The organism is Paenibacillus brasilensis (assembly GCF_009363115.1).
Lineage (GTDB): Bacteria > Bacillota > Bacilli > Paenibacillales > Paenibacillaceae > Paenibacillus > Paenibacillus brasilensis.
The window spans coordinates 1,821,105-1,843,371 of sequence record NZ_CP045298.1 but is presented as its reverse complement, the minus strand read 5'-3'; the positions used below and the strand labels follow the sequence as shown (position 1 = coordinate 1,843,371).

The 22,267-nt window shown below is 43.7% G+C and carries 26 protein-coding genes; 20 read left to right on the top strand and 6 right to left on the bottom strand.

What is annotated here, in order from left to right; all coding sequences use genetic code 11:
• The first annotated feature begins 100 nt into the window (after positions 1-100).
• The 11 genes from GCU48_RS08700 (at position 101) to GCU48_RS08650 (ending at position 9,714) form a co-directional block, all read left to right on the top strand.
• A complete protein-coding gene (locus GCU48_RS08700; protein ID WP_025717242.1) occupies positions 101-460 on the top strand; it encodes a phasin family protein in 360 nt (119 codons plus the stop codon).
• Complete coding sequence (locus GCU48_RS08695; RefSeq protein WP_152379726.1) at positions 461-2,131, top strand: ABC1 kinase family protein; 1,671 nt, start codon at positions 461-463, stop codon at positions 2,129-2,131.
• Between the two features lie 30 nt (positions 2,132-2,161).
• Positions 2,162-2,734, top strand: coding sequence for a hypothetical protein (locus tag GCU48_RS08690; protein WP_152379725.1), 573 nt, complete (start codon positions 2,162-2,164; stop codon positions 2,732-2,734).
• Positions 2,735-2,800: 66 nt separating this feature from the next.
• Positions 2,801-3,040 (top strand): hypothetical protein, encoded by a 240-nt coding sequence (locus tag GCU48_RS08685; RefSeq protein ID WP_016822811.1) that lies wholly within the window; start codon positions 2,801-2,803, stop codon positions 3,038-3,040.
• Positions 3,041-3,445, top strand: a complete 405-nt coding sequence (locus tag GCU48_RS08680) for a PIN domain-containing protein (RefSeq protein ID WP_152379724.1) — start codon at positions 3,041-3,043, stop codon at positions 3,443-3,445.
• 287 nt (positions 3,446-3,732) lie between these two features.
• Positions 3,733-5,181 (top strand): SulP family inorganic anion transporter, encoded by a 1,449-nt coding sequence (locus GCU48_RS08675; protein WP_025717244.1) that lies wholly within the window; start codon positions 3,733-3,735, stop codon positions 5,179-5,181.
• A 225-nt stretch (positions 5,182-5,406) separates the two neighbouring features.
• Positions 5,407-6,072: an amino acid ABC transporter permease gene (locus tag GCU48_RS08670; protein ID WP_025717245.1), complete on the top strand. Its 666-nt coding sequence runs from the start codon at positions 5,407-5,409 to the stop codon at positions 6,070-6,072.
• On the top strand, positions 6,053-6,730 hold the full coding sequence (locus tag GCU48_RS08665) for an amino acid ABC transporter permease (protein ID WP_152379723.1): 678 nt from the start codon (positions 6,053-6,055) through the stop codon (positions 6,728-6,730). The genes GCU48_RS08670 and GCU48_RS08665 overlap by 20 nt, the downstream gene beginning before the upstream one ends.
• 18 nt (positions 6,731-6,748) lie before the next feature.
• On the top strand, positions 6,749-7,504 hold the full coding sequence (locus tag GCU48_RS08660) for an amino acid ABC transporter ATP-binding protein (RefSeq protein ID WP_025717247.1): 756 nt from the start codon (positions 6,749-6,751) through the stop codon (positions 7,502-7,504).
• A 15-nt stretch (positions 7,505-7,519) separates the two neighbouring features.
• Positions 7,520-8,395, top strand: a complete 876-nt coding sequence (locus tag GCU48_RS08655; RefSeq protein WP_152379722.1) for a cysteine ABC transporter substrate-binding protein — start codon at positions 7,520-7,522, stop codon at positions 8,393-8,395.
• Between the two features lie 116 nt (positions 8,396-8,511).
• Positions 8,512-9,714 (top strand): macrolide family glycosyltransferase, encoded by a 1,203-nt coding sequence (locus tag GCU48_RS08650; RefSeq protein ID WP_152379721.1) that lies wholly within the window; start codon positions 8,512-8,514, stop codon positions 9,712-9,714.
• Between the two features lie 107 nt (positions 9,715-9,821).
• Here the strand turns inward: GCU48_RS08650 and GCU48_RS08645 are convergent, their stop codons facing one another.
• Entirely contained in the window at positions 9,822-11,054 is a 1,233-nt protein-coding gene (locus GCU48_RS08645; protein ID WP_152379720.1) for a PHB depolymerase family esterase, read from the bottom strand.
• Positions 11,055-11,579: 525 nt separating this feature from the next.
• On the opposite strand from GCU48_RS08645, the gene GCU48_RS08640 reads away from it, so the two are divergent.
• From GCU48_RS08640 to GCU48_RS08630, 3 genes are all read left to right on the top strand, one after another.
• Complete coding sequence (locus GCU48_RS08640; RefSeq protein ID WP_152379719.1) at positions 11,580-11,912, top strand: sigma factor-like helix-turn-helix DNA-binding protein; 333 nt, start codon at positions 11,580-11,582, stop codon at positions 11,910-11,912.
• Positions 11,864-12,079 carry a helix-turn-helix domain-containing protein gene (locus GCU48_RS08635; RefSeq protein WP_244315611.1) on the top strand — a complete coding sequence of 72 codons (216 nt, stop codon included), beginning with the start codon at positions 11,864-11,866 and terminating at the stop codon, positions 12,077-12,079. Before GCU48_RS08640 ends, GCU48_RS08635 begins: the two co-directional genes overlap by 49 nt.
• Positions 12,080-12,327: 248 nt before the next feature.
• Positions 12,328-12,786: a DUF5301 domain-containing protein gene (locus tag GCU48_RS08630; protein ID WP_167518664.1), complete on the top strand. Its 459-nt coding sequence runs from the start codon at positions 12,328-12,330 to the stop codon at positions 12,784-12,786.
• A 70-nt stretch (positions 12,787-12,856) separates the two neighbouring features.
• Here GCU48_RS08630 and GCU48_RS08625 read toward each other — a convergent pair whose 3' ends face one another.
• The 3 genes from GCU48_RS08625 to GCU48_RS08615 form a co-directional block, all read right to left on the bottom strand.
• Complete coding sequence (locus GCU48_RS08625; RefSeq protein WP_152379717.1) at positions 12,857-13,300, bottom strand: hypothetical protein; 444 nt, start codon at positions 13,298-13,300, stop codon at positions 12,857-12,859.
• A gap of 139 nt (positions 13,301-13,439) precedes the next feature.
• The gene (locus GCU48_RS08620) at positions 13,440-13,661 is read right to left on the bottom strand and encodes a hypothetical protein (RefSeq protein WP_152379716.1); all 222 of its coding nucleotides are present in this window, start codon (positions 13,659-13,661) and stop codon (positions 13,440-13,442) included.
• On the bottom strand, positions 13,613-14,029 hold the full coding sequence (locus GCU48_RS08615) for a sigma factor-like helix-turn-helix DNA-binding protein (RefSeq protein ID WP_152379715.1): 417 nt from the start codon (positions 14,027-14,029) through the stop codon (positions 13,613-13,615). The genes GCU48_RS08620 and GCU48_RS08615 overlap by 49 nt, the downstream gene beginning before the upstream one ends.
• 111 nt (positions 14,030-14,140) lie before the next feature.
• Here GCU48_RS08615 and GCU48_RS08610 point away from each other — a divergent pair, with 111 nt between their 5' ends.
• The 4 genes from GCU48_RS08610 to GCU48_RS08595 all read left to right on the top strand — a co-directional run bounded on the left by GCU48_RS08610 (position 14,141) and on the right by GCU48_RS08595 (position 17,687).
• Complete coding sequence (locus GCU48_RS08610) at positions 14,141-14,320, top strand: hypothetical protein (protein WP_152379714.1); 180 nt, start codon at positions 14,141-14,143, stop codon at positions 14,318-14,320.
• Positions 14,321-14,979: 659 nt separating this feature from the next.
• The gene (locus GCU48_RS08605; protein WP_152379713.1) at positions 14,980-15,168 is read left to right on the top strand and encodes a hypothetical protein; all 189 of its coding nucleotides are present in this window, start codon (positions 14,980-14,982) and stop codon (positions 15,166-15,168) included.
• Between the two features lie 486 nt (positions 15,169-15,654).
• Positions 15,655-16,761 (top strand): hypothetical protein, encoded by a 1,107-nt coding sequence (locus GCU48_RS08600; RefSeq protein ID WP_152379712.1) that lies wholly within the window; start codon positions 15,655-15,657, stop codon positions 16,759-16,761.
• A gap of 53 nt (positions 16,762-16,814) precedes the next feature.
• Positions 16,815-17,687 carry a copper amine oxidase N-terminal domain-containing protein gene (locus GCU48_RS08595; protein WP_152379711.1) on the top strand — a complete coding sequence of 291 codons (873 nt, stop codon included), beginning with the start codon at positions 16,815-16,817 and terminating at the stop codon, positions 17,685-17,687.
• A 167-nt stretch (positions 17,688-17,854) separates the two neighbouring features.
• Here GCU48_RS08595 and GCU48_RS08590 read toward each other — a convergent pair whose 3' ends face one another.
• Positions 17,855-18,313, bottom strand: a complete 459-nt coding sequence (locus tag GCU48_RS08590; RefSeq protein WP_152379710.1) for an AbrB/MazE/SpoVT family DNA-binding domain-containing protein — start codon at positions 18,311-18,313, stop codon at positions 17,855-17,857.
• Positions 18,314-18,643: 330 nt separating this feature from the next.
• On the opposite strand from GCU48_RS08590, the gene GCU48_RS08585 reads away from it, so the two are divergent.
• Positions 18,644-20,188, top strand: coding sequence for a phytoene desaturase family protein (locus tag GCU48_RS08585; RefSeq protein ID WP_152379709.1), 1,545 nt, complete (start codon positions 18,644-18,646; stop codon positions 20,186-20,188).
• Positions 20,160-20,774, top strand: a complete 615-nt coding sequence (locus tag GCU48_RS08580) for a TetR/AcrR family transcriptional regulator (protein ID WP_152379708.1) — start codon at positions 20,160-20,162, stop codon at positions 20,772-20,774. The genes GCU48_RS08585 and GCU48_RS08580 overlap by 29 nt, the downstream gene beginning before the upstream one ends.
• A 68-nt stretch (positions 20,775-20,842) precedes the next feature.
• Here the strand turns inward: GCU48_RS08580 and GCU48_RS08575 are convergent, their stop codons facing one another.
• Positions 20,843-22,264, bottom strand: coding sequence for an SMI1/KNR4 family protein (locus GCU48_RS08575; RefSeq protein ID WP_152379707.1), 1,422 nt, complete (start codon positions 22,262-22,264; stop codon positions 20,843-20,845).
• Positions 22,265-22,267: the final 3 nt, after the last annotated feature.

The following is a 22,267-nucleotide window of genomic DNA, read 5'->3' as shown; positions in this document are numbered from 1 at the left end:
CATAACAAATACCATTCTTAGGGAAGGGGAGCTGCAAACTTTATGCGGCTTCCCTTTTCAGGTTATACTATAGGTAATCACAGGTAGGGGAGGATATATCATGAGCGACTTGTTCAAAAAAGCTATCTCATTGGGATGGGGCCTCACTATTGTCAGCAAAGAAAAGGTGGAGAAAGCCGTCGAGGATCTTGTAAACCGGGGAGAACTTGCGCCCTCTGAATCCAAAGCACTGATTGATCGTCTGATTGAACGGGGGGCAGAGGAACAGGGCCAATTCAAAACGCTGATCCGCGAGCAGGTTAACCGCATTTTGCAGGAGCTGGAAGTACCTACCGAAAATGATGTCGCAAGTTTGGAGCAACGTGTGGCATTATTGGAAAAACAGGTAGCAGAACTGGAAAAAGAAAAGGCTGCGCTTACGGGTTCAAGCGATGCCGAAGAAGCGAATCGGCTGGATTAAATGGCAGTTCGTATGAAGCATGCCGGTCGTTACCGGGAAATTGCCATGGCGCTGGCGCGTCATGGCTTTGGCTATATGGTGGAGGAAATGGGCCTGTTCCAGCTGCTATCGCTACCACGCAAATGGCTGACGAGAGAAGCTCCCGAGTCCAAGACGCTGGGTGAACGGATACGACTGGTGCTGGAGGACCTGGGGCCTGCATTTATCAAGCTTGGACAGTTGGCAAGCACGCGTGCCGACCTGCTGCCGGAGCCTATAATCCGCGAGCTGGTCAAGCTTCAGGATCAGGTTCCGCCCTTTTCGCCTGAAATGGCGCGGGGCATTTTGGAGCAGGAGCTGGACACGTCGTTGGAGGACATATTGGCTCGCTTTGACGATGTTCCGCTGGCTGCTGCTTCGATTGGACAAGTGCATTTGGGCAAGCTGCACAGTGGTGAAATGGTCGCTATTAAAATCCAGCGCCCAGGCGTTAACCGCATCATCCGACGGGATTTGGACATTTTGCGGGAACTGACCCATATGGCAGCCAAGCGTTGGGAATGGGTGGAGCGTTATCAGCTTCGCCAAATGGTGGAGGAGCTGGGGAAATCGCTCATTCAGGAGCTGGACTACAACCATGAGGCCCGCAATACAGAGAAGATTGCGCTCCAATTTGAGCAGGACCCACATATCTATATTCCAAAAATATATTGGGATCATACCTCTTCCCGCATACTGACCATGGAGTTTCTGGATGGAACTCATTTGGGGAGTCGCGAGGAGTTGTTACGCCGTGGATATAACCTGAAAGAACTGGCACAGCAGTTGGTAAACAGCATGCTGCATCAGATTTTTATAGAGGGCTTTTTTCATGCCGATCCTCATCCCGGGAATTTGCTTGTCCTGAAAAATGGCAATCTCGCTTATCTCGATTTTGGCATGACCGGGCGACTCAGTGAAGAGATGAGGGATCATCTCGCCTCTCTCATTATTGCGCTGATGCGCAAAAACACCGATGCCATGGTCCGGGCCATCGAACGACTGGGCCTGGTCGAACCGAATACCGATCTAAATGCGCTGCGTGCCGATCTGGATAAGATACGCGAAGATTATGCGGACGTTCCTTTCTCGCAGGTCAGCATTGGCGATGCTCTGAACGACCTGTTTGGTGCAGCACAGCGCCATCGAATCGGTCTGCCGTCGGATGTCCTGCTGCTCGGCAAGGCGTTACTGACATCGGAGGGGGTCGCCCAACTGCTTGACCCCGATCTCAGCATCATCGCATTGGCGGAGCCTTTCGGCAACAAGCTGCTGAAGGAACGCTTCAGTGGTCGCCGTATTCGGGGCAAGCTGCTGGGCGGTGTGACCGAACTGGTGGAGACGCTCATGGAGCTGCCGGGACAGGCGCGGCATTTGGCCTCCATTATTAGTAAGGGCAAGCTCAAGCTGGAGGTCACCGTACCAGAGCTGGAAATGCTCCTGCGCAGGCTGGATCAGATCAGCAATCGCCTGTCATTCAGCATTGTACTGTTAGCGTTCAGCATTATTATGGTTGGACTGATTATTGGTTCATCGCTAAATCATCAGGCGACAATGCTATGGAATGTGCCTGCGATTGAAATTGGTTTTGTCGTGGCGCTCTTGATGGTTGCCTTTTTATTGTATTCTATCTTTAAATCAGGGAGATTTTAGATACTTGCCGGAAAGGATGAGCCATGAGCCATGGATACCTATAAGATCAATACCACTCCAATCCATCATCTCCAAATAACAGATGTGCCGTGGCACCGCCTGACCACTTGTTATGGCAGGGGGACGGATTTACCGCAAATGATATTAGACGGAGAGTATAAGGCAATCGCTGATCTGATTGAGCATCAGGGTACATTATGGCAAGTTACGCCGTGGGTGTTGCTTTTCTTATTGCGCAATATACAGACGAGAAGGCCGAATCGTATTACGCTGAGTGAGCTGGAATTGTATCATGCAGTTGTTGGGACACTGGAGATGGTACAGGAACAAGCCGATTCACAGCAGTCTGTGGAAGCCCTGACCATGCTATTGGACGAAAAATATCTATGGCCTGAAAACAACGATCCCGAAGAAGATGAACTGGAGTGGGAAGAGGAGGAAGCACGCGGCTACGATCCAGTGGCTTTTTGGAGCTACTATGATTATAGCTATCAGCTGTTAAAGCAAGCTCTCCCTGACTTTGAAAATATGCTCCGGCACAATTTCGAACCTGATACAGATGAGGCCTTATCTGAGCTGGTGCGGGAATTGCGAAAATTTTAAATATAAGAAAACAACAAATCAACCGAGCTATGACCGGAATCTATTCTTTGCTAAGGAGTGTTTCTAATGGCAAAAAAATTAACGGATATACATCGTATACGCCTCCTAAGTCTCCTTCGTGATATTGGGTTTGAGCCATCAAAGGTTACTATAGAAAATAAACAAGGGGAGACTGAGGTTATTGATTTAGAGTCTCCGTTGCCGAAAGGGTTGCAAGCTGTCTTGAATTCTCGAGGCAGCCTAAGCAAGGAGCAGTTGCTTGAGATCGAAGAGAGTGTTAAGCAATCCAGGGAGGATTGGGATTAGATGGGGTATTTATTTGATACGAATGCAGCTATTGCCCTTCATAGACTTGATACATCCTTGGATAAAGTAATACGACAAGCTGAAAAAGATAAAGAGAATATTTTCTTTTCTGTTATAACTCAGTCCGAGTTTATAGCTGGGTTGTCCACAGATACTGACTTAGATATGATACCTTTTCTTGGCGGGGATTTTATAGCAGTTGATTCAGAGATTGCAGTTAAAGCGGGTCGTATCAGAAGAGAACAAAAGGATAAGTTTGCAAGAAGGCTTAAGACCCCGGATGCTTTGATTCTTGCGACAGCTATTATAAACAGATTGGTGCTGGTTACGGCGGATCAAGATTTGCAGTTTGCCGAGTCTGAATATGAGGTTAAGGTGATAAACTTTAACAGGTCAGAGTCTTAGGAATTGCGAAAATTTAAAATATAAGAAAACGAACTACATGAAGAAAACGGTTGATATTTTAAGAAAATCGAGGATTTCCTTCTGTAAACAGCCTTTTACCCAATTCGTTTCTGCGAATCCCTTACGTTATAATGATGGACTGAATGTAACGGACGGGTTCGTTTGAGAGAGACGAGCTGAATGAAGGAGAGCCATTGCGATTGGCCGCTGGACGGATGCCCGAATGACATCGGGTTGCGGGTCAATATGCTGCTCTCCGTAAATATAGGAGGCTGGAACGAGACGGTATGAATCTTAGACAACAATGGTTCGGTAATATCCGGGCCGATATACTTGCGGGCATGACCGTAGCGCTGGCGCTGATTCCGGAGGCCATTGCCTTCTCGATCATAGCGGGTGTCAATCCCATGGTCGGACTGTACGCCTCCATTTCCATGGCCATTGTCATTTCCTTTGCAGGCGGACGCCCGGCGATGATCTCGGCAGCAACCGGGGCGGTAGCGGTACTGGTCGTTAGCTTGGTGAAGGATTATGGCGTGGAATATCTGTTTGCAGCTACCATTTTGGCAGGGATCATCCAAGTACTGCTGGGTGTTTTGAAAATAGGCCGCTTTATAAGTTTTATTTCGCAGCCGGTCATGACCGGGTTTGTGAATGCACTGGCGATCCTTGTTTTTATGGCGCAGCTTACCCATTTTCATGGAGCGAACTGGATCATGTATGCGATGGTAGCGGGTACGCTGCTGATTGTGTATATTTTACCGAAATTTACGAAAATCATTCCTGCTCCATTGACTGCCATTATTATCATGACGATCATTACGTATGTATTCGGATTGAATGTGAAAACCGTAGGAGATATCGGGACGCTAACCAGCTCGCTGCCTTCCTTCCATTTGCCTCAAATTGAGTGGTCGTGGCATACTTTATGGATTTTACTGCCGTATTCCTTTACGATGGCAGTGGTCGGATTGCTGGAATCGCTGCTAACAGCCAGTATTCTGGATGAAATGACCGAAACAAAAAGCGATAAAAACCAGGAAGCCCGAGGGCAAGGGATTGCTAACTTTATAAATGGTTTTTTTGGTGGTATGGGCGGTTGTGCGATGATCGGGCAATCGGTCATTAATGTCAGCTCGGGTGCAAGAGGACGTTTGTCCACCTTTACGGCAGGGGTATTTTTGGCCTTTTTGCTATTAGTGCTTGGCGGGGTTGTGAAGGAAGTGCCGATGGGCGCATTGGTGGGTGTCATGTTCATGGTGTGTATCGGGACCGTGGACTGGAATGCACTCCGAAATATCGCCAAGGTACCCAAGGCAGACACGTTTATTATGGTTATGACGGTTATCATCGTGGTGGCTACGCATGATTTGTCCAAGGGCGTGATCTCGGGCGTCCTGCTGAGTGCATTGCATTTTGGCTGGAAAATGGCTAAAATCCGCATCAGTGCAACAGAGGATAACGAGGAGAAGGTGTACCATGTTGCAGGTCCTATGTTTTTCGCTTCAACAACTCATTTTGTCGATCATTTTAAACCTGCGGATGATCCGAAGCGTGTCGTGGTGGACTTTAGTCATTCACATGTTTGGGATCACTCGGCGGTGACTGCTATTGGCAAGGTGCTGCAAAAATACAGGAACTCCGGTAAATCCATCACGCTGCGGGGGCTCAATGAGGAAAGCCGTTTGATTGTAGAGAAACTCGGCGGTCCCTTGGTTATGGAGCCGCTCGTGTGATGAATCGTATAGCATTAATTAAAGCCTGAAATGGAATTGATCCATTTTAGGTTTTTTTATTTATTTCTGAAATAAAGCAATAATTTTCTTCCTCAATCATAGATAAATATGACAAATTTTCATCAAAGTATTGACGAAATAATTAGGCAGGAATACAATCATTGTTATTAAGCAAAGCAAATACATAGGAATAATTGAAAATTGAAAATTGAAAGGTATGTACATATGAACTTAGACTGGGAGTTTATTGTAGAAAGCTTGCCGTTATATGGAGAAGCCATGTGGCTGACATTGAAGATCGCTTTTTGGGCCATTCTGTTTTCACTAGTCGTCGGTTTGCTGTGCAGCATAGTACTGTATTACAAAGTGAGGGGAATCAGTGGCATCATCGTAGCCTACATTGAGCTTTCCCGAAACACACCTCTGCTTGTACAGCTATACTTCCTGTATTACGGATTTACGAAAATAGGTCTGCATATGAGCGAAATGACGTGTGCCATTGTGGGCATGACCTTTTTGGGCGGGGGTTATATGGCCGAGGCGTTCCGTGGTGGAATTGAAGCGGTCAGCAAGACCCAGACGGAATCCGGGCTGAGTCTCGGACTGTCCAAGATACAACTGGCGAGATATGTTATTTTGCCACAGGCTTTTGCCATCAGCGTTCCGTCCTTGGGAGCGAATGCGATTTTTCTGCTCAAGGAGACCTCCATTGTCGGCGCTATTGCTTTATTAGACCTGATGAATGTGGCAAAAGACCTGATCGGCATGTACTACAAAACGTCAGAATCGCTGATTCTGCTGGTACTGGCATATCTCGTCCTGCTTTTACCATTGTCGATGCTGCTGACGTGGGTGGAAAGGAAGGTGCGGTATGCTGAGTTCGGGGATTAATGTGCTTTTTGAAGGTTCGAATTTTGAGCGTCTATTAGGGGGATTGCTCATTACGCTGGAGATTGCGTTTATTTCAATTATTATCGGTACTCTATTAGGCATTTTGATGGGGTTGCTGCGCACCTTGAAATCAAGGCCGATTCGGCTTGTGCTGAGATTCTATTTGGAGACATTTCGCATTATTCCGATTTTGGTGTGGTTGTATGTGGTATATTTTGGATTTACCCCTTTGCTGGATGTGAATATCAGCGGGGAATTGACAGCAATTATCGTATTTAGCCTGTGGGGAGCGGCGGAGATTGGTGACATCGTTCGTGGTGCGCTGGAATCACTGCCCAAGCATCAGGTGGAATCCGGGCAGGCACTGGGACTGACATATGGACAATTATACCGTCATGTGCTCATTCCCCAGGCGGTGCGCCGAATGCTTCCAGGCTCTATTAATCTGGCGACACGGATGATCAAAACAACGTCATTAGTGGTACTGATTGGTGTAGTAGAAGTGGTCAAGGTCGGGCAGCAGATTATTGAGCTGGGTGTAATCAAAGCGCCTTCGGCATCCTTTTGGGTGTACGGCTTTATTTTCATATTGTATTTTCTCGTATGCTATCCGTTATCCAGACTTTCCAAAAGATTTGAACGCAGATGGCAAAATTAGCAGGATGGGGTGGGTGTCATGGGAGAGGCTGTGGAGGTTTTGCTGGAAATCCGAGGGCTGCACAAAAGCTTCGGAGACCGGCAAGTGTTGCAGCAGATTAATCTGGACGTAAGGAAAGGGGAAGTCGTGGTTGTCCTCGGTCCTTCGGGATGTGGAAAAAGCACGCTCCTTCGATGTCTTAATGGTCTGGAGCCAGTCCAGGGCGGGAACATCCGTTATAGAGGACAGGATCTGACCGATAACAAAGTGAATTGGCGTGAGGTGCGACAGCATATCGGAATGGTGTTCCAGAACTATGAGCTGTTTCCGCATATGACGGTCTTGGAAAATATATTGCTTGGCCCGCTTAAAGTGCAGCGGAGAAACAAACAGGAAGTACTCAAGCAAGCAGAGCAGCTATTGGAGCGCGTGGGTCTGCTGGATCGCAAAGATGCATATCCGAGACAATTATCAGGCGGGCAAAAGCAACGGATTGCGATTGTGCGCGCCCTGTGTATGAACCCTGAAATTATGCTTTTTGATGAGGTCACCGCATCTTTGGACCCGGAGATGGTCAGAGAGGTGCTGGATGTTATGCGAGAGCTGGCACAACAGGGTATGACCATGATTATCGTGACGCATGAAATGGGCTTTGCCAAGTCGGTAGGAGACCGTATCGTTTTTATGGATCAAGGACAGATATGTGAAATGACTACGCCACAACAATTTTTCACCCGACCGGAAACAGAGCGTGCCCAGCACTTTCTGGATATATTTCAGTACGAAACGATATAAAGGGGATGAATAGAGATGAGAAAAGGAATGAAATTCACGACGTTATTACTGGCTTTGAGCTTGCTGCTCGTCGGCTTGGCGGGATGTGCAGGAAGCGGCAATACCAACGGCGGGTCAGGTTCGGCTAAATTTGCTTCAATTGAGGACATTAAAAAGAATGGCAAGATTCGAATCGGTGTATTCGCGGATAAGCCGCCCTTTGGCTACGTAGATTCGGAAGGGAAGAATCAAGGCTTTGACGTGTATATTGCGAAGCGGTTTGCCAAAGATCTCTTGGGTGACGAGTCCAAGGTGGAATTTGTACTGGTGGATGCTGCCAGCCGGGTCGCCTATTTGGAATCCAACAAGGTAGATATCATCATGGCTAACTTTACTGTAACGGATGAGCGTAAAGAAAAGGTCGATTTTGCTAACCCGTATATGAAATTATCCTTTGGCATTGTGTCACCCGACAGCGCTCCAATCACCACGATTGACCAATTAAAGAATTCGGATCAGAAGCTGATTGTCGCCAAGGGAACGACGGCTGAAACCTATTTTACGAAAAATTATCCTGACATCAAGCTGCTCAAATTCGATCAATACACGGAAATCTTCTCAGCCCTCAAAGACAAACGCGGTGCTGCGATTGCCAATGATAATACAGAGCTGATCGCTTGGGCTAAGGCCAACCCCGGCTTCACGGTAACCATCCCGTCCTTTGGCGGTCAAGATACGATTGCACCCGCAGTAGCAAAGGGTAATAAGGAGCTGTTGGACTGGATCAACAATGAGCTGGCTACACTGGGCAAGGAAAACTTTGTGCATCAAGCCTATAAGAACACACTGACCCCTGTTTACGGAGCAGGCTTTACAGATCAATTGGTCGTAGAGGGCGGTAAAGTGAATTAATTATTTAAGAGTTGGGTAAGGGGAAGTAGAATAAACAAATTTCATAAATACAAGAAGACGACATCCAGCTATTAATCGGATGTCGTTTTTCACATTGTACCTGAGGAGTGGTAGGAATGGCACGTGTTTTATTTATTAATGGTGGATCAGAGGGACATATCAATCCAACTATTGGAGTTGTACAAGAGCTTATTTCGCGCGGAGAAGAGGTAGTGTACTTTTCTATAGAAGCTTTTCGGGAGCGTATTGAGAAGACGGGAGCTTCGGTACGAACATTTGACGATCAAAAGTTTATAAAAGCCTTTATCTCAGGTGGAAGAAATTATTTACTCGAAAGAATCAACGGCCTTTTACTTACGGCAGATATAGTCATACCAAGCGTTCTTGAACAAATCAAAGGACAGCATTTTGATTATATCATCCATGATTCAATGTTCGGTTGTGGACGTTTACTTGCTCAAATTCTTAAGCTTCCTGCAATCAACTCTTGTACTTCTTTTGCGCAGACAAAAGATTCATTTGATAAAATATTGGAACAATTTTCTATAAAGATCCCTACAGAAATAGTTAAACCTATAAACGATAAATTTCAAAGCCTGACGGTCATGGTGAAGGAAAAATATGATGTGGAGATTCATTCTCCTTACGAAGTGTTTTGTAATCCTGCACCACTTACAATTGTTTATACAACAAGGGAGTTTCAACCTTATGCAGAAGCATTCGACCAAACTTATAAATTTGTAGGTCCATCCATCTCTTCACGATTAACCCAAGAAAACTTCGACTTTACTGCAATCAAGGAGAAAAAACCAGTTTACATTTCACTGGGTACAGTCTTTAACCAAGCAATTGATTTCTATAAGCTTTGTTTTGAGGCATTCAGAAACACTGATCATACTATTGTTATGTCTATTGGGAATAAAATTCAAATTTCTGATTTAGGGAAAATCCCTAAAAACTTCATCGTAAAAAATTATGTTCCACAAACTGATGTACTGCAATACACTAAATTATTTATTACCCATGGTGGAATGAACAGTACCCATGAAGGTCTCTATTACGGGGTTCCGTTAATTGTAATCCCGCAAAGCGCGGATCAGCCGATCATTGCAGAGCAAGTCTCCAATATGGGAGCAGGCATTAAATTACAAATGCAAAGCTTGACTGCACATCAATTACGTGAAGCTGTAGAGCATGTGTTAAGCCTCTCCTCTTTCAAGAAAGCTGTTGCAAATATTGGGGAATCCTTTCAAAAATCAGGTGGGTATCATCAAGCTGTTGATGAGATTTTCAAATTTAAAAGTCAATATCATATCTAAATATATGGAACAGCGGCAGTCCAGGACTGCCGCTGTTTCTTTGGTTAGTCTCAAACTTATTTTGCGATGGGAAGCACTATCCGACTGCGCAGTGGCACAATATGAAACTATTTCTTTTGTGCGAACAGCCATTCAATCATATCCTGATTTTGCAAGGCTGGAACCCATGAGAAGTGTCCTACAGGTTTGATAATTCCTGCTTCGTATTCAGTGAAATGAATGAGATTTCCGTTCTGCTCTTTGATGGCAGCTACCATTTCTTGCGAGTTTTTAGGACTTACGCTAGTGTCGTCTACAGCATGGAAGGCCCAAATAGGAACGTTTTTCAGTACTTCGACATGCTTGGGATCAACAGGGGCATACATGTTAACGGCTTTTTCATAGTTGGTCAAACCAGCAATCGGCACACCTGCGGCGAACAGATCGAGATTTTTTTCGAGCAACCTCCACGTTCCCATAGCTCCTTGAGAAATACCAACGATGTAGATTCGATTGGTGTCGATCGGATATTTTAATGCCGTTTCACGTACCAAATCGGCTACAGCGCTGCTGCGCGGCTCATCTGCCCAAATGAATTTATGATCCAGGTCAATCGGGCTTTGTGGAGCGATTACGAAGGATGGATGCTTGGTTTGCTGCTCAGGCGAAGCCCAAGTAACGGCACCAGCATTCGCCAGCAGGTTAACTCCGTTTCCATCACCACGCTCGCCGTTTCCGTGCAGGAACACAACCAGCGGGTAGGTTTGGCCGGATTCTACTTTAGGCTCAAACGTAAAGCAGTTCAGCTTGAAGCCATCTTTATTTTCAAAGGTGCTTTTTTTGAAATCGTCTACAATCGGTGTGATTTTATCAGTTGCTTTTACAGTCTGTGCAGAGGCTGGAATGACTGTTTTCTTTTGAGTTGCAATGTCTTTCTTTTGGGTGATGTAATAATTCAACGGATTGATGAGGTTGACTCCACTTGTTGCATTATAAGTAAGGGTACTTGCATTTTTATCTTGCGTATCCAGCTCGATCACGACATATTTGCCATGAGTACTACGATTGGTGATGGCGCCGGTATCGTTGGTATATACACCAATCACGGTTCTGTCTGTGTAAACATCATTGAATACAGATTGAACCTGGAAGCTGGAAGTAGACAAGGATGCCCCGTCAATATTGGTGCTGTATTTCAGTACAACGGCTGAAACGACCTCACCCAAAGGCTGTACCTGAGTAAGCAGGGTTGCCTGTGGTGCCGGAACATCAGCTGCTGCGGCAGAGCTGGACGACGGGAAAAAGATCGTAAGCAGAAACACGAAAGATAGTAATACAAGGGCGAAGCGTCTTCTTTGCATGAGATTAATCTCCTTTGGTGTTATTTTTTTAAAGCGCTTTCCACATGTTTGGGATGTTTGGCTGTATGCTGCTGCATCCATATAAAATGAAAAAAAGGCAAACTCCGGGTACATAATACAATGTACTCGGGTTTTGCCTTTTCAGTAACAATCCCATTTGAAGGATAGCATCTTCATTGGAATCTAACAAGTGAAAGCGCTACAATTTTGGATGTTTTTTTATATTAATTCAACTTTTGCAGCTGTAATAAGAGCTAATTCACTTTTATTTTGATGATTATCCCAGGAGGCAAACCCAAAAAATGGGCTAGTACCAGCGAAGCTGTCACAGACCGCAAAGTAAAGTTTCTATGCCGAATGGAAAAAGCATGATAGTAATGGGGCTTGCAAATGTTTCGAAAAAACCACATAATGATATATTTTTTTCCATAGAAGGAATACTCACTATTTTTAAGGTTGTTAAATGGAATTTGATATCTCCCTCCCTTATATAAACGTATAAGAATATAAGGGAGGTAATTTTCGTTGGGCGCGATTGAACATTATAGACGCGAGCTTTATAGAATTGCTTGGCGAATGCAGTATCGGGAAAAACGTGATCGCAAACGTGAAGTTTCTATGGAATGCAGTCCTAACCTCTTTCGACCCTCTTTTTCGGATGAATCTGATAACAGAGTGATGTTGCAATCTTATATTAATAAATTTGCGTGTGAAGCAAGCAAAAAAGTCATCTATGAAATTTACATAAACGACAAAACAGAAGCCCAGGTTGCCAGAGAACTTAAAATCAGTCAACAGGCGGTGAACAAATGGAAAAAGAAAGCACTCCGCGAATTATTTCAGATGATGAGTTTATGAAGTTAGTAAAACTTGCCCAAACCCAATCCGATGTAGAGGCCATGAATGCAATTTTTCAGTATTTCGATCAAGATATTAAACGATTAAGCAAACTTTTACGTATGCCAAAAGAGGATGCTATTCAAAGTATGAAAACCCAACTTCTTGAACTAATCATGAAAAAATAAGAAATCCTTTATCGAAAGCTGTTTCTGGAACTCTACCGGAAGCAGCTTATTTAGTTTTTGCTTCGATATTCTTTAGTATAGGCTAAACAGTTCAAAAAGATAAAACCCGGAATTTTGTGCACATTTATCCTCACATAAATAACCATTTTTTTGAATTATTCGATAAAATAAAAAATTAATATATGATTATGGGAATTTTTTTGATATTAATGGTATATTATGTGCATATGATTCATAAGGAGGACTTTATGAAAATACAAAAAAAATACGTCCTAAGTTTCATGATACTTCTTGTAGTAATATTCGTTGCAGGAGTCATTTTTACATCTAAAATGACAATATCTTTTAAAGAAGCAGCTTTGGGACAAGTAAACCTAGGGGAAATTGACACAATTGAAATCATTAAATCAGATGATAATTCTGCAAATGAAAAAAAAATAACTGTGTCAGACTCTAAATCAATTAATCAAATAATAAATATGTTTTCGCAATTGCAGCTAAAAAAATCTAATTCAAGTACTCCCTCGCCCGACTTGTACTGGATCACTATAAGATCAAAACAAGAAAGGAAACTTGGATTAACCATATTGGGAGAAAAAAATTTAGTAGTTTATAAATACAATTCGGCCGTTCCTAAAAATAGCGTTGTTTCATATGAGATTATTAGTGGGTATAATGGAAAGTTAATGCAAAAATTTTTCAAATAGATTTTGGTTGAAGGAAAAAATAACCGCTTGTCCTTGTTAAAGACAAGCGGTTATTTTTTCTAGGAGACTATTAAAGAATCATCCATCCACCGCTGGTGGAATGCACTCGCGTCACTACACCTTTACCAGTAATGAATCTGATTCCCTGTGTTTCGTATTCAATAAATGGGAATTTAACTTCAATCAAATCATATCTCCCTTGATTGTCCTCTAAAAAGTCTTGAAGATATCCCATTTCCCAGTAACCATTATAAACCATATCTTTGAGAGCTTCTTTTTCATTAGGAACCATACCCAACAGGATAGAGGCTATGCCTGCTGCCAAACTATATGCAGTATATTTAAAAAACACAGATCCCAATATAGAAAGCGTATTACCTAATGCGTCGGCCAAAGCATTAGTATTCTGCTCTACAAGCCCCTTATCATAAACACTTCGTTGTGCTCTTTGCATTTGTCTGACCTGATCCAAATTCAAAACGATACTAGCAGTGTATTCTTTTGTAAATGCCATAATTAATTATCTCCTTTTAATTAAAGTTTTTTTTGTCTAATCAGACTAGAGAGCTGCGCGCTTTATTTGCTTCTCGTTATATAGGGAGAAAAAAGAAGCATTTTTACAACTCATTCATACTTTTTTTATTTAAAAGTTTCTATTCCAGTTCGTTTAACTGAATGTACTCTAAAAATTCAACGATAATCTGAGAAATGGCATCTTCCTGTGGCGAGTAAATAAATTTACTTACATGCAAAATATCGTTTTTAAAAAGATCAATGAGCTGTAGCATAGCTTGACTATCCTTTTTTTGAACTATGTGTATTAATCTTAAAAGTTCACTGTCTGCGATAGTTTCCGAAGCATTTTCTTCTTCCATTTGCTCACCGCCTGTTGACTAATGTGTAATTGCTGAGCTACTTGATATTCAGTTAAATCTTCAATATAAAGCTTATAAATGATAGATTTACCTTGAGGCGGCAAAGAGTTCAAAAGTTGTTGTATCCAAATTTTATTTTCAGTTAATACGGTAGAAGCAAGAATGTTGGACTTAATTTCAGAAAAGGAACGTTCACTATTCCTGATTTTTTTAGCTCGGTATTGTATCCTCCAGGCAATACGATAAATTTCAGTCCGGCACCTTTCGTAAGTTGTTCCTTGTTTTATCAAAATACTATCACCCTCTCTGTAAAAGCTTGCATTGTCTGCATATCTATAGGGAATGAAAAAGGATGTTTTTACAATCATAAGAACTAATGTTCCTGTAATATTGTATCATTTTTTTTAGCTTGGTTGTGCAATAAGGTAGGAAATCTCCCTAATTTTATAAAATGTTTAGGAAAGGGGGGATGTGCGACTATGCAGGTTGCGGATATGATCTCACTTGTCACTAATGTCGGGTTTCCAGTCACGCTTTGCTTTATTTTGATACGCTATGTATTAGGAACAATAGGTGAAAAGTTAGACCAACTAGATGCATCTTTAAAGCAATTATCACAAGCTATCGAATCTATTAGGCATACAGAAAAAGGCGGATAATAATAGTTTCTATCCCGTCTTGCGCCGAAAATCCGAACGATCCCCCAGACATGTGTCCAAAATCCTGAATTTTGTGCATATGGGGAAGATCATTTTTAGGGGTAGTACCAGCGAAGCTGTCACACCCCGCAAAGTAAACCAGTGATAAGTTCTGGTTTTTGTTGGTATCGGAATGCACTGGTTATTCTGGTTCAACATGGTTTCCAAGGCTCAATTTGAACCACGTAGCTGTCATGAAGTGCAAACATGTGGAAATTTATGGTAACTAATTTGCGGATGGTGTCACGTTCGCTGGTACTGCCCTTAGTAGCAGCTTCTACAACACCTGCAGAAAGCGTCCCTAGAAGCATGTTTGCTACGTTACCGAGCAGGGTAGAAACTACTGCAGCAGGCAGAAGGGGTAGAGGTTGACCCGGGGAAGTGATACGATGTTTCGATCGGTCAAGGCACGACATTGATAACGGGCCAGAGCACGACACGTCTGATCCTTTTTGGCTTAGGAGTAGCTACTTCGTGGGTATCTGTTCATTATCCGTTCCAAATCCCATTCGTTCTATTTTTCAGCCTATCAAAATTTGAGAGACGGGTGTAAAGGAATACAACAGAGCTTTATCCAATTCATAACAAGAAATAAATAATCTAATTGGTGGTGAGTGGGGATGGAGAGAGTAGATTATGTTTTGAATCAGCTCCGCAGCATAATACCTGATGGCACAGGCACAGAGAAGGCTATGGTTGCTGGCGGATATATCATAGGATGGATAGGAGAAAGTAGACAGAAGAATAAATTGACCTTGGAGGAAGTGCATGACCTCATAGCTGCATATGACCTGGAATCTGAGAAATAAAATGTGATCAAGGGGGGACAAAACCCAAACAAGGGTCGAAAGGATTGACCAGAATCTTTTACGAATATTCGCACGACAACAGTACATATAGCTTGTTACTTGAATTTTGTCAAAATTGGCTCGGGGGGTTGCACCCACCGGGCTATTTGTGTCGTTGCCGTAATACTTTTTTATTTTTTTAGTGTCCTATTGAAAAAAATCTTTGGATTTATTAGAGATAGCAATAATTACCGGAGGTATTCCAACTTTTATAAAGAAATGTAAAGTAACAAATGATTCTTCGATTAAATGTCATTTGTTTAATATGTATGGCAAAAAGGAGGGTAGGGTATGTCATAAGAACAATATGAAACTGATGTATTTTTCATGAGAGGAAGAGTGTCACACTACAAAAAAATTACAAAAATTTTACATGGTTGTAGTGTACATTTATTCCAGAAACGCGTAAGGTATATTTATGTAAAAAAAAGAGAGGATGGAAGAAGAATGAAATTTTTTAGTTTTAATGGTAAAATAAAAAAAACAATGTTAGTGGTCCCTTTGCTTGCAATGACAGTCTTTCCGTGTCTTACGGGTGCGGAAGGCGTTTCGAATCAGGAATTAGCTAAGCCGGCTTCTGTCTCAGATGATACTTATAAGGCCACTGAAATTGGAAAGTATGGTGTTGAGCCCGAATTGCTAGACTCTAAAACTTTTATTGATCCCCATATCACCGGTACTGATAGAGCTATCATTTTAGATGTAATGAAAGACATACCTGCTGAAGAAAGAACCAATGTAGTATACATTCGAGATGATGGAGAGATTTTTGCAAACAAGCCTGAATTATTGAAGCAATGGTCAAATGCAGAGCAAATAGGAGAAAATTTATTTAAAACTAAAGAAGGACAAACTATCGCTGCTCCAAAGCAAACATGCGATCTTACACAATCTTTCTCAACTCAAAATGTTTCATGTGCTCCTTCTGATGGACCATATAGAAAGGTTCAATCAAATACCGGATACTCATGGTTTTCTGGATATGTATATCTACCTTCTCAAAATAAAGGGCAAATGCATGATGAGAATAAACCTGGAGGAAATGGTGATACAGCCCACATTTATGCAGGTGGAATTGCAGCAAATGAGGTTGATGCGGGTTTTTTCCATCAGCCTACAAACGATAACTGGGCAATGTTCATAAGACAGAATGGCTATTCAAAAGGTGCAGTCTTTGAATCGGGCCAAACTATATTTTTGAAATTTTATGTTCCAACGTCTGATAAAGTCGCTTTATATGCAGCGGGTTCCATTGTAGGTAGTTCTCAAAAAGATTACACTGTGGTAAGAGATGTTAGGGGTTGGAATACTAGTGGCTATAATCAATCTATTAAACGATCGACAACTATAGCGTCTAAAGACGGTTCTCCACATTCTGGATCGTTTATTAACGGAGTTCACTGGTACAATTCTTATATTGGCACAAGCTCAACAAATAATTCTCCGTGGACTACATCGTCACAAACTGCAGGATACTGCAATGTACCGAGTTCGCAAGTTACAGCTTCATTTGTTAATCCTGGTGAAGAAACTGTAAATATTAGAGTTCCGTAAATGTTTGCAACAAAAAAAGACTTTGCTTCGTTATATAAACGGAGGGTAAAAAAATGAAACGAAAATATTTTTATAGAACGGCTGTATTATCTCTTGCAGTTCTTGTGAGTGCTATATTTGGAACCTCTTCTTATAACGCTACTGCAGCACCGATTAATCACTCTATTCATGTCAAAGGAACCTCTTTGCTCAAAGTGAATGATTATGATGTTTTGTACTGCGCACCGATTGGTCCCTACGTTAATGAAGAAAAACGTCTCATGGTTCCGCTTCGTTCCGTTGCCGAGCTTCTTGGCGCAAAAGTTGATTATAACGGTAAACTTCAGGAAGCAAAAATCAGGTGGAGCTCAAATGAAATTGTGTTTCAAAAGGGAGCAAAAACATATAAACTGAACAATACTCCAGCACAGATGGACACTCAGCCCGAAGTGATTCAGGCTGCCTTTGTCATTCCGCTTGGAGTATTGCTGAGAAGTATGAATATCCCGTTTGAGTACAGGAACAACAAAGTGATTTTAAAAAATCCGGCTTTTGACCAAAGCAAGACTTTTCAAAGAGTAATAGAAGCGGACCGAGGAAGAGACAGTGTTGACAATCCTTCTGCACTGGATATTCAAAATTTCAAGCTTGTGGAAGAGAAAAACTCAGCAGGCGAAACCAGAGGGAGTATTACGGTGAGTGGATTAAATCGGACAGGCTCTACGATTAGAGAAGGGAAAGAGGATTTGCACATCATTGGCTCTTTTAATCTATCGGTGGAAATGGATGAAGACTTCGCGCCTAGAGATATCCCGGATCGAAAACGTCCAAAAGTTAATCCGGAAGGCAGCGTGTCTCAAAGTCTGTCGTATCTCAAAATAAATGACCCTTTGCAGTATATATTAACTGCCGGAAGAACAATACAAACGAAGAATGAACGAAAATAGTAATTTAAATATAAATGGCATGGAGCTGAACCTCATCGATCGTTTAATATGGCCATCCAGTGGCCAATAAACAGATCGGCGAGCAGCAGTTATCACGCTGGCTTGAAAGTAGCTCCTATAAAATCTGAAGGCTCCTTAAAATAGGGAGCCTTTTTCAATTCTGCTGTCTACAGTAATTTTTTAAGTTGCGAAACACGCCCTTGCGATATACCAAGTTGTTTAGCATATTCTTTTTGGGAGGCGTTTGGATCTGATTCAATAAGCCTTCTAAGCTTATCAACCATTTGCGGTGCGGATTGATACATTTTTTTTTTAGTTTTCGGATAAACATGATCTGCAGCTGCTGGATAGGGAGAAGGTAGTTTACTGGAACCTGGATGACTCTTCAGCTCGCGAATGCAGTTTACACACATAAATGAGTCTCTAAAGTAAGTTAAGCCCTCCAATGATCCGCACAGCATGCAAGCAACTCCAATATACTTCCGAAGGCAAAGAATACCCGCCTCTTCATCAAGGAAGAATTCAATGGGATCGCCTATCTCGTAATTTAGCACTCTCCGCATTTCTTTGGGAATGACAATACGACCTAGCGCATCTAAGGGACGTGTCATACCTGTACTTTTCAATGATTTCACTCCTTTTCACCTCTAATAGGGGTAGTACCAGCGAAGCTGTCACACCCCGCAAAGTAAACCAGTGATAAGTTCTGGTTTTTGTTGGTATCGGAATGCACTGGTTATTCTGGTTCAACATGGTTTCCAAGGCTCAATTTGAACCACGTAGCTGTCATGAAGTGCAAACATGTGGAAATTGATGGTAACTAATTTGCGGATGGTGTCACGTTCGCTGGTACTGCCCTAAAATAGGGCTTTCCAATCGTAGCAATGCTGGTATATAATCCACTTAATTTAACACTGTTAATTTATATAACGATGTTAACATAGGAGGATGAAATCATGGGTAAATATGATGTTATCGTCATCGGCGCAGGTCTGGGTGGCTTGTCCTGTGCCGCAAGACTCTCCGCGCTCGGTTACCGGACCGCTGTTTTTGAGAGTCATACTCTGGCGGGTGGTTACGCAACTGAATTTACAAGAAAGGGTTATACGTTTGATGTATCTCTGCATGGTGTAGGTGGACTTGAGGAAGGAAGCTTCGGACAACTGCTAAAGGGCTGCAATGCGGACCAGCGAATTGTACCTCTCCGCAAAAAGCACCCTTATTCTATTCGCTGGGAAGGGCAGATCATTGATATCCCATCCAATGTGCAGGAATATGTGCAGTTGCTCCAAGACATGTTCCCTGCTGAGCAGGCAGCCATCGAAAAACTGTTTGCAGGCATTCGTCGTTTTAGGGCAGGCTTCTCCGCCTTTTCTTCTCCTTCATCCAGCTCGTGGCGCAAGGCAGCGGGGCTGCTCAAAGCAGGAACGTTTTTCCGCTGGACGCAAATGACCACATGGGAGGCTGTACGTCAGTTTGGGCTGTCTGACCGATTTACGGAATTTTTCACCGCACTTTGGCCCTACTATGGCTTGCCCCCCAAGCGGCTTGCAGCATTGTACTTTTTCATTCCCTGGATCAGCTATCATCTGGAGGGGACCTATTACATTCAGGGAGGTGCACAGGCTTTATCCAATGCACTAGTTGCCTCAATCCAGTTAGCCGGTGGAGAAGTTCACCTGCGTAGTCAGGTATCTGAGATTGTAGTCGAAGGCGGCAAAGCAGTTGGTGTCCGTCTGAAAAAAGGGGCTGCATATGAAGCCGATTGGGTTGTGTCCGGTATTAGTCCTCATCATACCTATGTCCGTCTGCTGGAGAACCATGCTGCTGCCGGTCGTGAGCTGGAGGCTGTCAGCAGGCTGGAGACCGGCACATCGCTCACCCAATTGTATCTCGGATTGTCATGCGAGCCTCATGAGCTTGGCATTACCGAAGAAGACTTAATTCTGTATGATGTACCGGATTCGGAGACAGATTACGAAGTCATGATGAGCGGCCAATATACCAAAGGCAACTGGATGCTCACCAATTATAACGCCATGGACCCCACGCTTAATGAACCGGGTAAAGGCGTTATTGCAGTTACATTTTTAGACAGATTGGAGAACTGGCCTGCAGCACGTCGCGAATATAAAGCCCAAAAGGAAAGCGTAACACAGCAGATATTGGAGCGCCTTGAGCAGCTGTACCCGGGCTTTGGCAGCAAAGTAGTGGTGGCCGAGCTGGGTACACCGCGGACGATGCAGCGCTATACCGCCAATCCCGGCGGGGCTGTCTATGGTTACGCACAAACGGTCCGGCAGTCCGGTATGAAAAGACTAAAGCACAAATCCGTTGTCGATTGTTTGTCATTGGTAGGGGCCTGGACACAGCCTGGAGGCGGGTTTCAAGGGGCTATGAACTCGGGTATAATGGAAGCTGAACGTATCGCCGCCAAATTGGGGCAGGCAGAAAGGGCAAGTATATCTACTCATGAAGCATATCAAACGCCGAGAACGTGAAAGCAGTGAGATCCGCCGGAAAATCATTGAGGCCGCCCGGTCGCTTTTCCTGAATCAAGGGTATGCCGAGGTCTCTATGCGCAAGATTGCGGATCAAATCGAATATTCACCAACGACGATTTATCATTATTTTGCCAATAAAGAAGCCGTTGTCCGTGAACTGCTGCTCGAAGGAAATACTTTGTTCCTCCAGGCTCTTCAGCAGCGCGAGCAAGAAGGAAGGGCAGCGGGCCTGAATGCCTTGGACATGCTGAAAACGGTGTCTGATGCGTATGTTCGTTTTGGAACGGCTAACCCGGAATATTACAACATCCTGTTTATCAGCAACCTGGAATCTGTAAGCTTGGTCAGCCTATTTGACAGTGGGCGCTTTAAAGGCTTCGAGCTGCTTGAAGCTGGGCTCAAAGCCGCTATGGAGGAGGGCTGTATCATTCAGGGAGATGTGCGTCTGATCGCCAGATCCGTATGGAGTATGCTGCATGGATTGACTTCTTTGCTCCTGAATTTTGAATTTCCTATGGCAAAATCCAATGATGAATTGATCGCATTCACTATAGATACTTTCCTCAGGGGGTTAAGCCGCTGACGCAGCGGCTAACTTTCCTTACCTTGCATCACTGTACATGCGAACCCGCATACGACCATTCCGAAAAATTAACAAAGTTCCAAGTCTGAAAGCTGCTTAAGCACGGCTTCAATGCGACGTTTATCTTTTTTGAGCATAACGAGCTGCAAAGAAGCAAGAAGCAGATCTGAGATATTGGCCCAAGCGTCTGCTTCCAGAGCGGGAAGAAGATCCCGATGAATCATGAGATCCAGCGCCTCCGTTGCAATTTTCTGATGAAGCTCGCTATCGGACAGCCATTCAATCAACTGCTCAGCTGTAGGACGGGAGTGAGCGAAAAGTATTGCCCAGCCATCCACCGGATGATTGACCTTATCCAGCATCCAGTTAATGATCTGTGGTGAACGAAAATGCTGTAGCTGCCCATTAGCGGTGTATCCTTCTAATTTGTCTTCTGCGGCCGAATCCTGTAGCAGGTGATTGCAAACACATCCCAAGCCTTCCTGCTCGGGTAGGCAACGGGCGCTCAGATAGGCACGTGTGGACACAAATACACCCTTAGCATGTAGGGTATTGTTTTGCGCTAAAGATGTCCATGCTTGCGCGGTGTCCGGTTCCCACAAGGAGCGGACCCAATCAGCAGCCCCAATCCCCGCGGTCTCCCCTACCCAAACAGCCCATGTAGAGAATGGAACCTGGCTATGTTGAATGTTCTGCCAGTGCTGCTCCCAGGCAAGAAAAATATCCTTTGGATCATAGGCTTGAAAAGCCTGCAACACAGCAGGATGATCTGCGCCATGCATGGTGGTGTAATGGATCAGCGTCTCCAACGACTGCGCATCCTCCAGCTTCATCGTGCAAAACATGTTCAACCAGCGTAGCCAGAGTTGCAGTGGTGGGCTGTTTAGCTGAATGCCATGCTCATCGGTTACCTTAAACCAGTCCCATAGCCATAGCCCGTGCAAGTTGAGCATGGTGTCTATATAGGCAGGTAGATTTTCCGCAAGCAGCGTGAACTGGTCCAACTCGTGATGATAGCAGAACACCGCTGGCTCAGTAGCGGATGTCGCTATATCAAGCAGTATCGGATCACCCGCACCATTATAATTAAGGATCAGATATCGTTGCTCGTCCGCTGCTGAGTCGGTGTCCTCCCCATAGGATGTAAAATAGCCAATATACTCATGATTCCAGCCAAATTCCCCTGTACTATCGTCTAGGATACTCTGCTCTTGTTCAAGGTCATTGCTGTTTTCACATGAACACTCTGGTCCATCGGCTACAATACAGTGTTGGGGGAGGCACCATAGCAAATTTAAGCTGCCACACCGCTTAATTAATTCAGACAGGGAGGCAGGCAAAGGCATCTGTAGCCGTTCCTCCAGCTCAGTTAGTTCACCTGTAGAAATCCCCTCCGTCCATTGGTATACCACATCAGGCATCCCACTTTGTCTCAGACGATCAACGATTTGATCCAGTTTTTCTAAGATTTGTGCAAAATGTACGGTCATTCG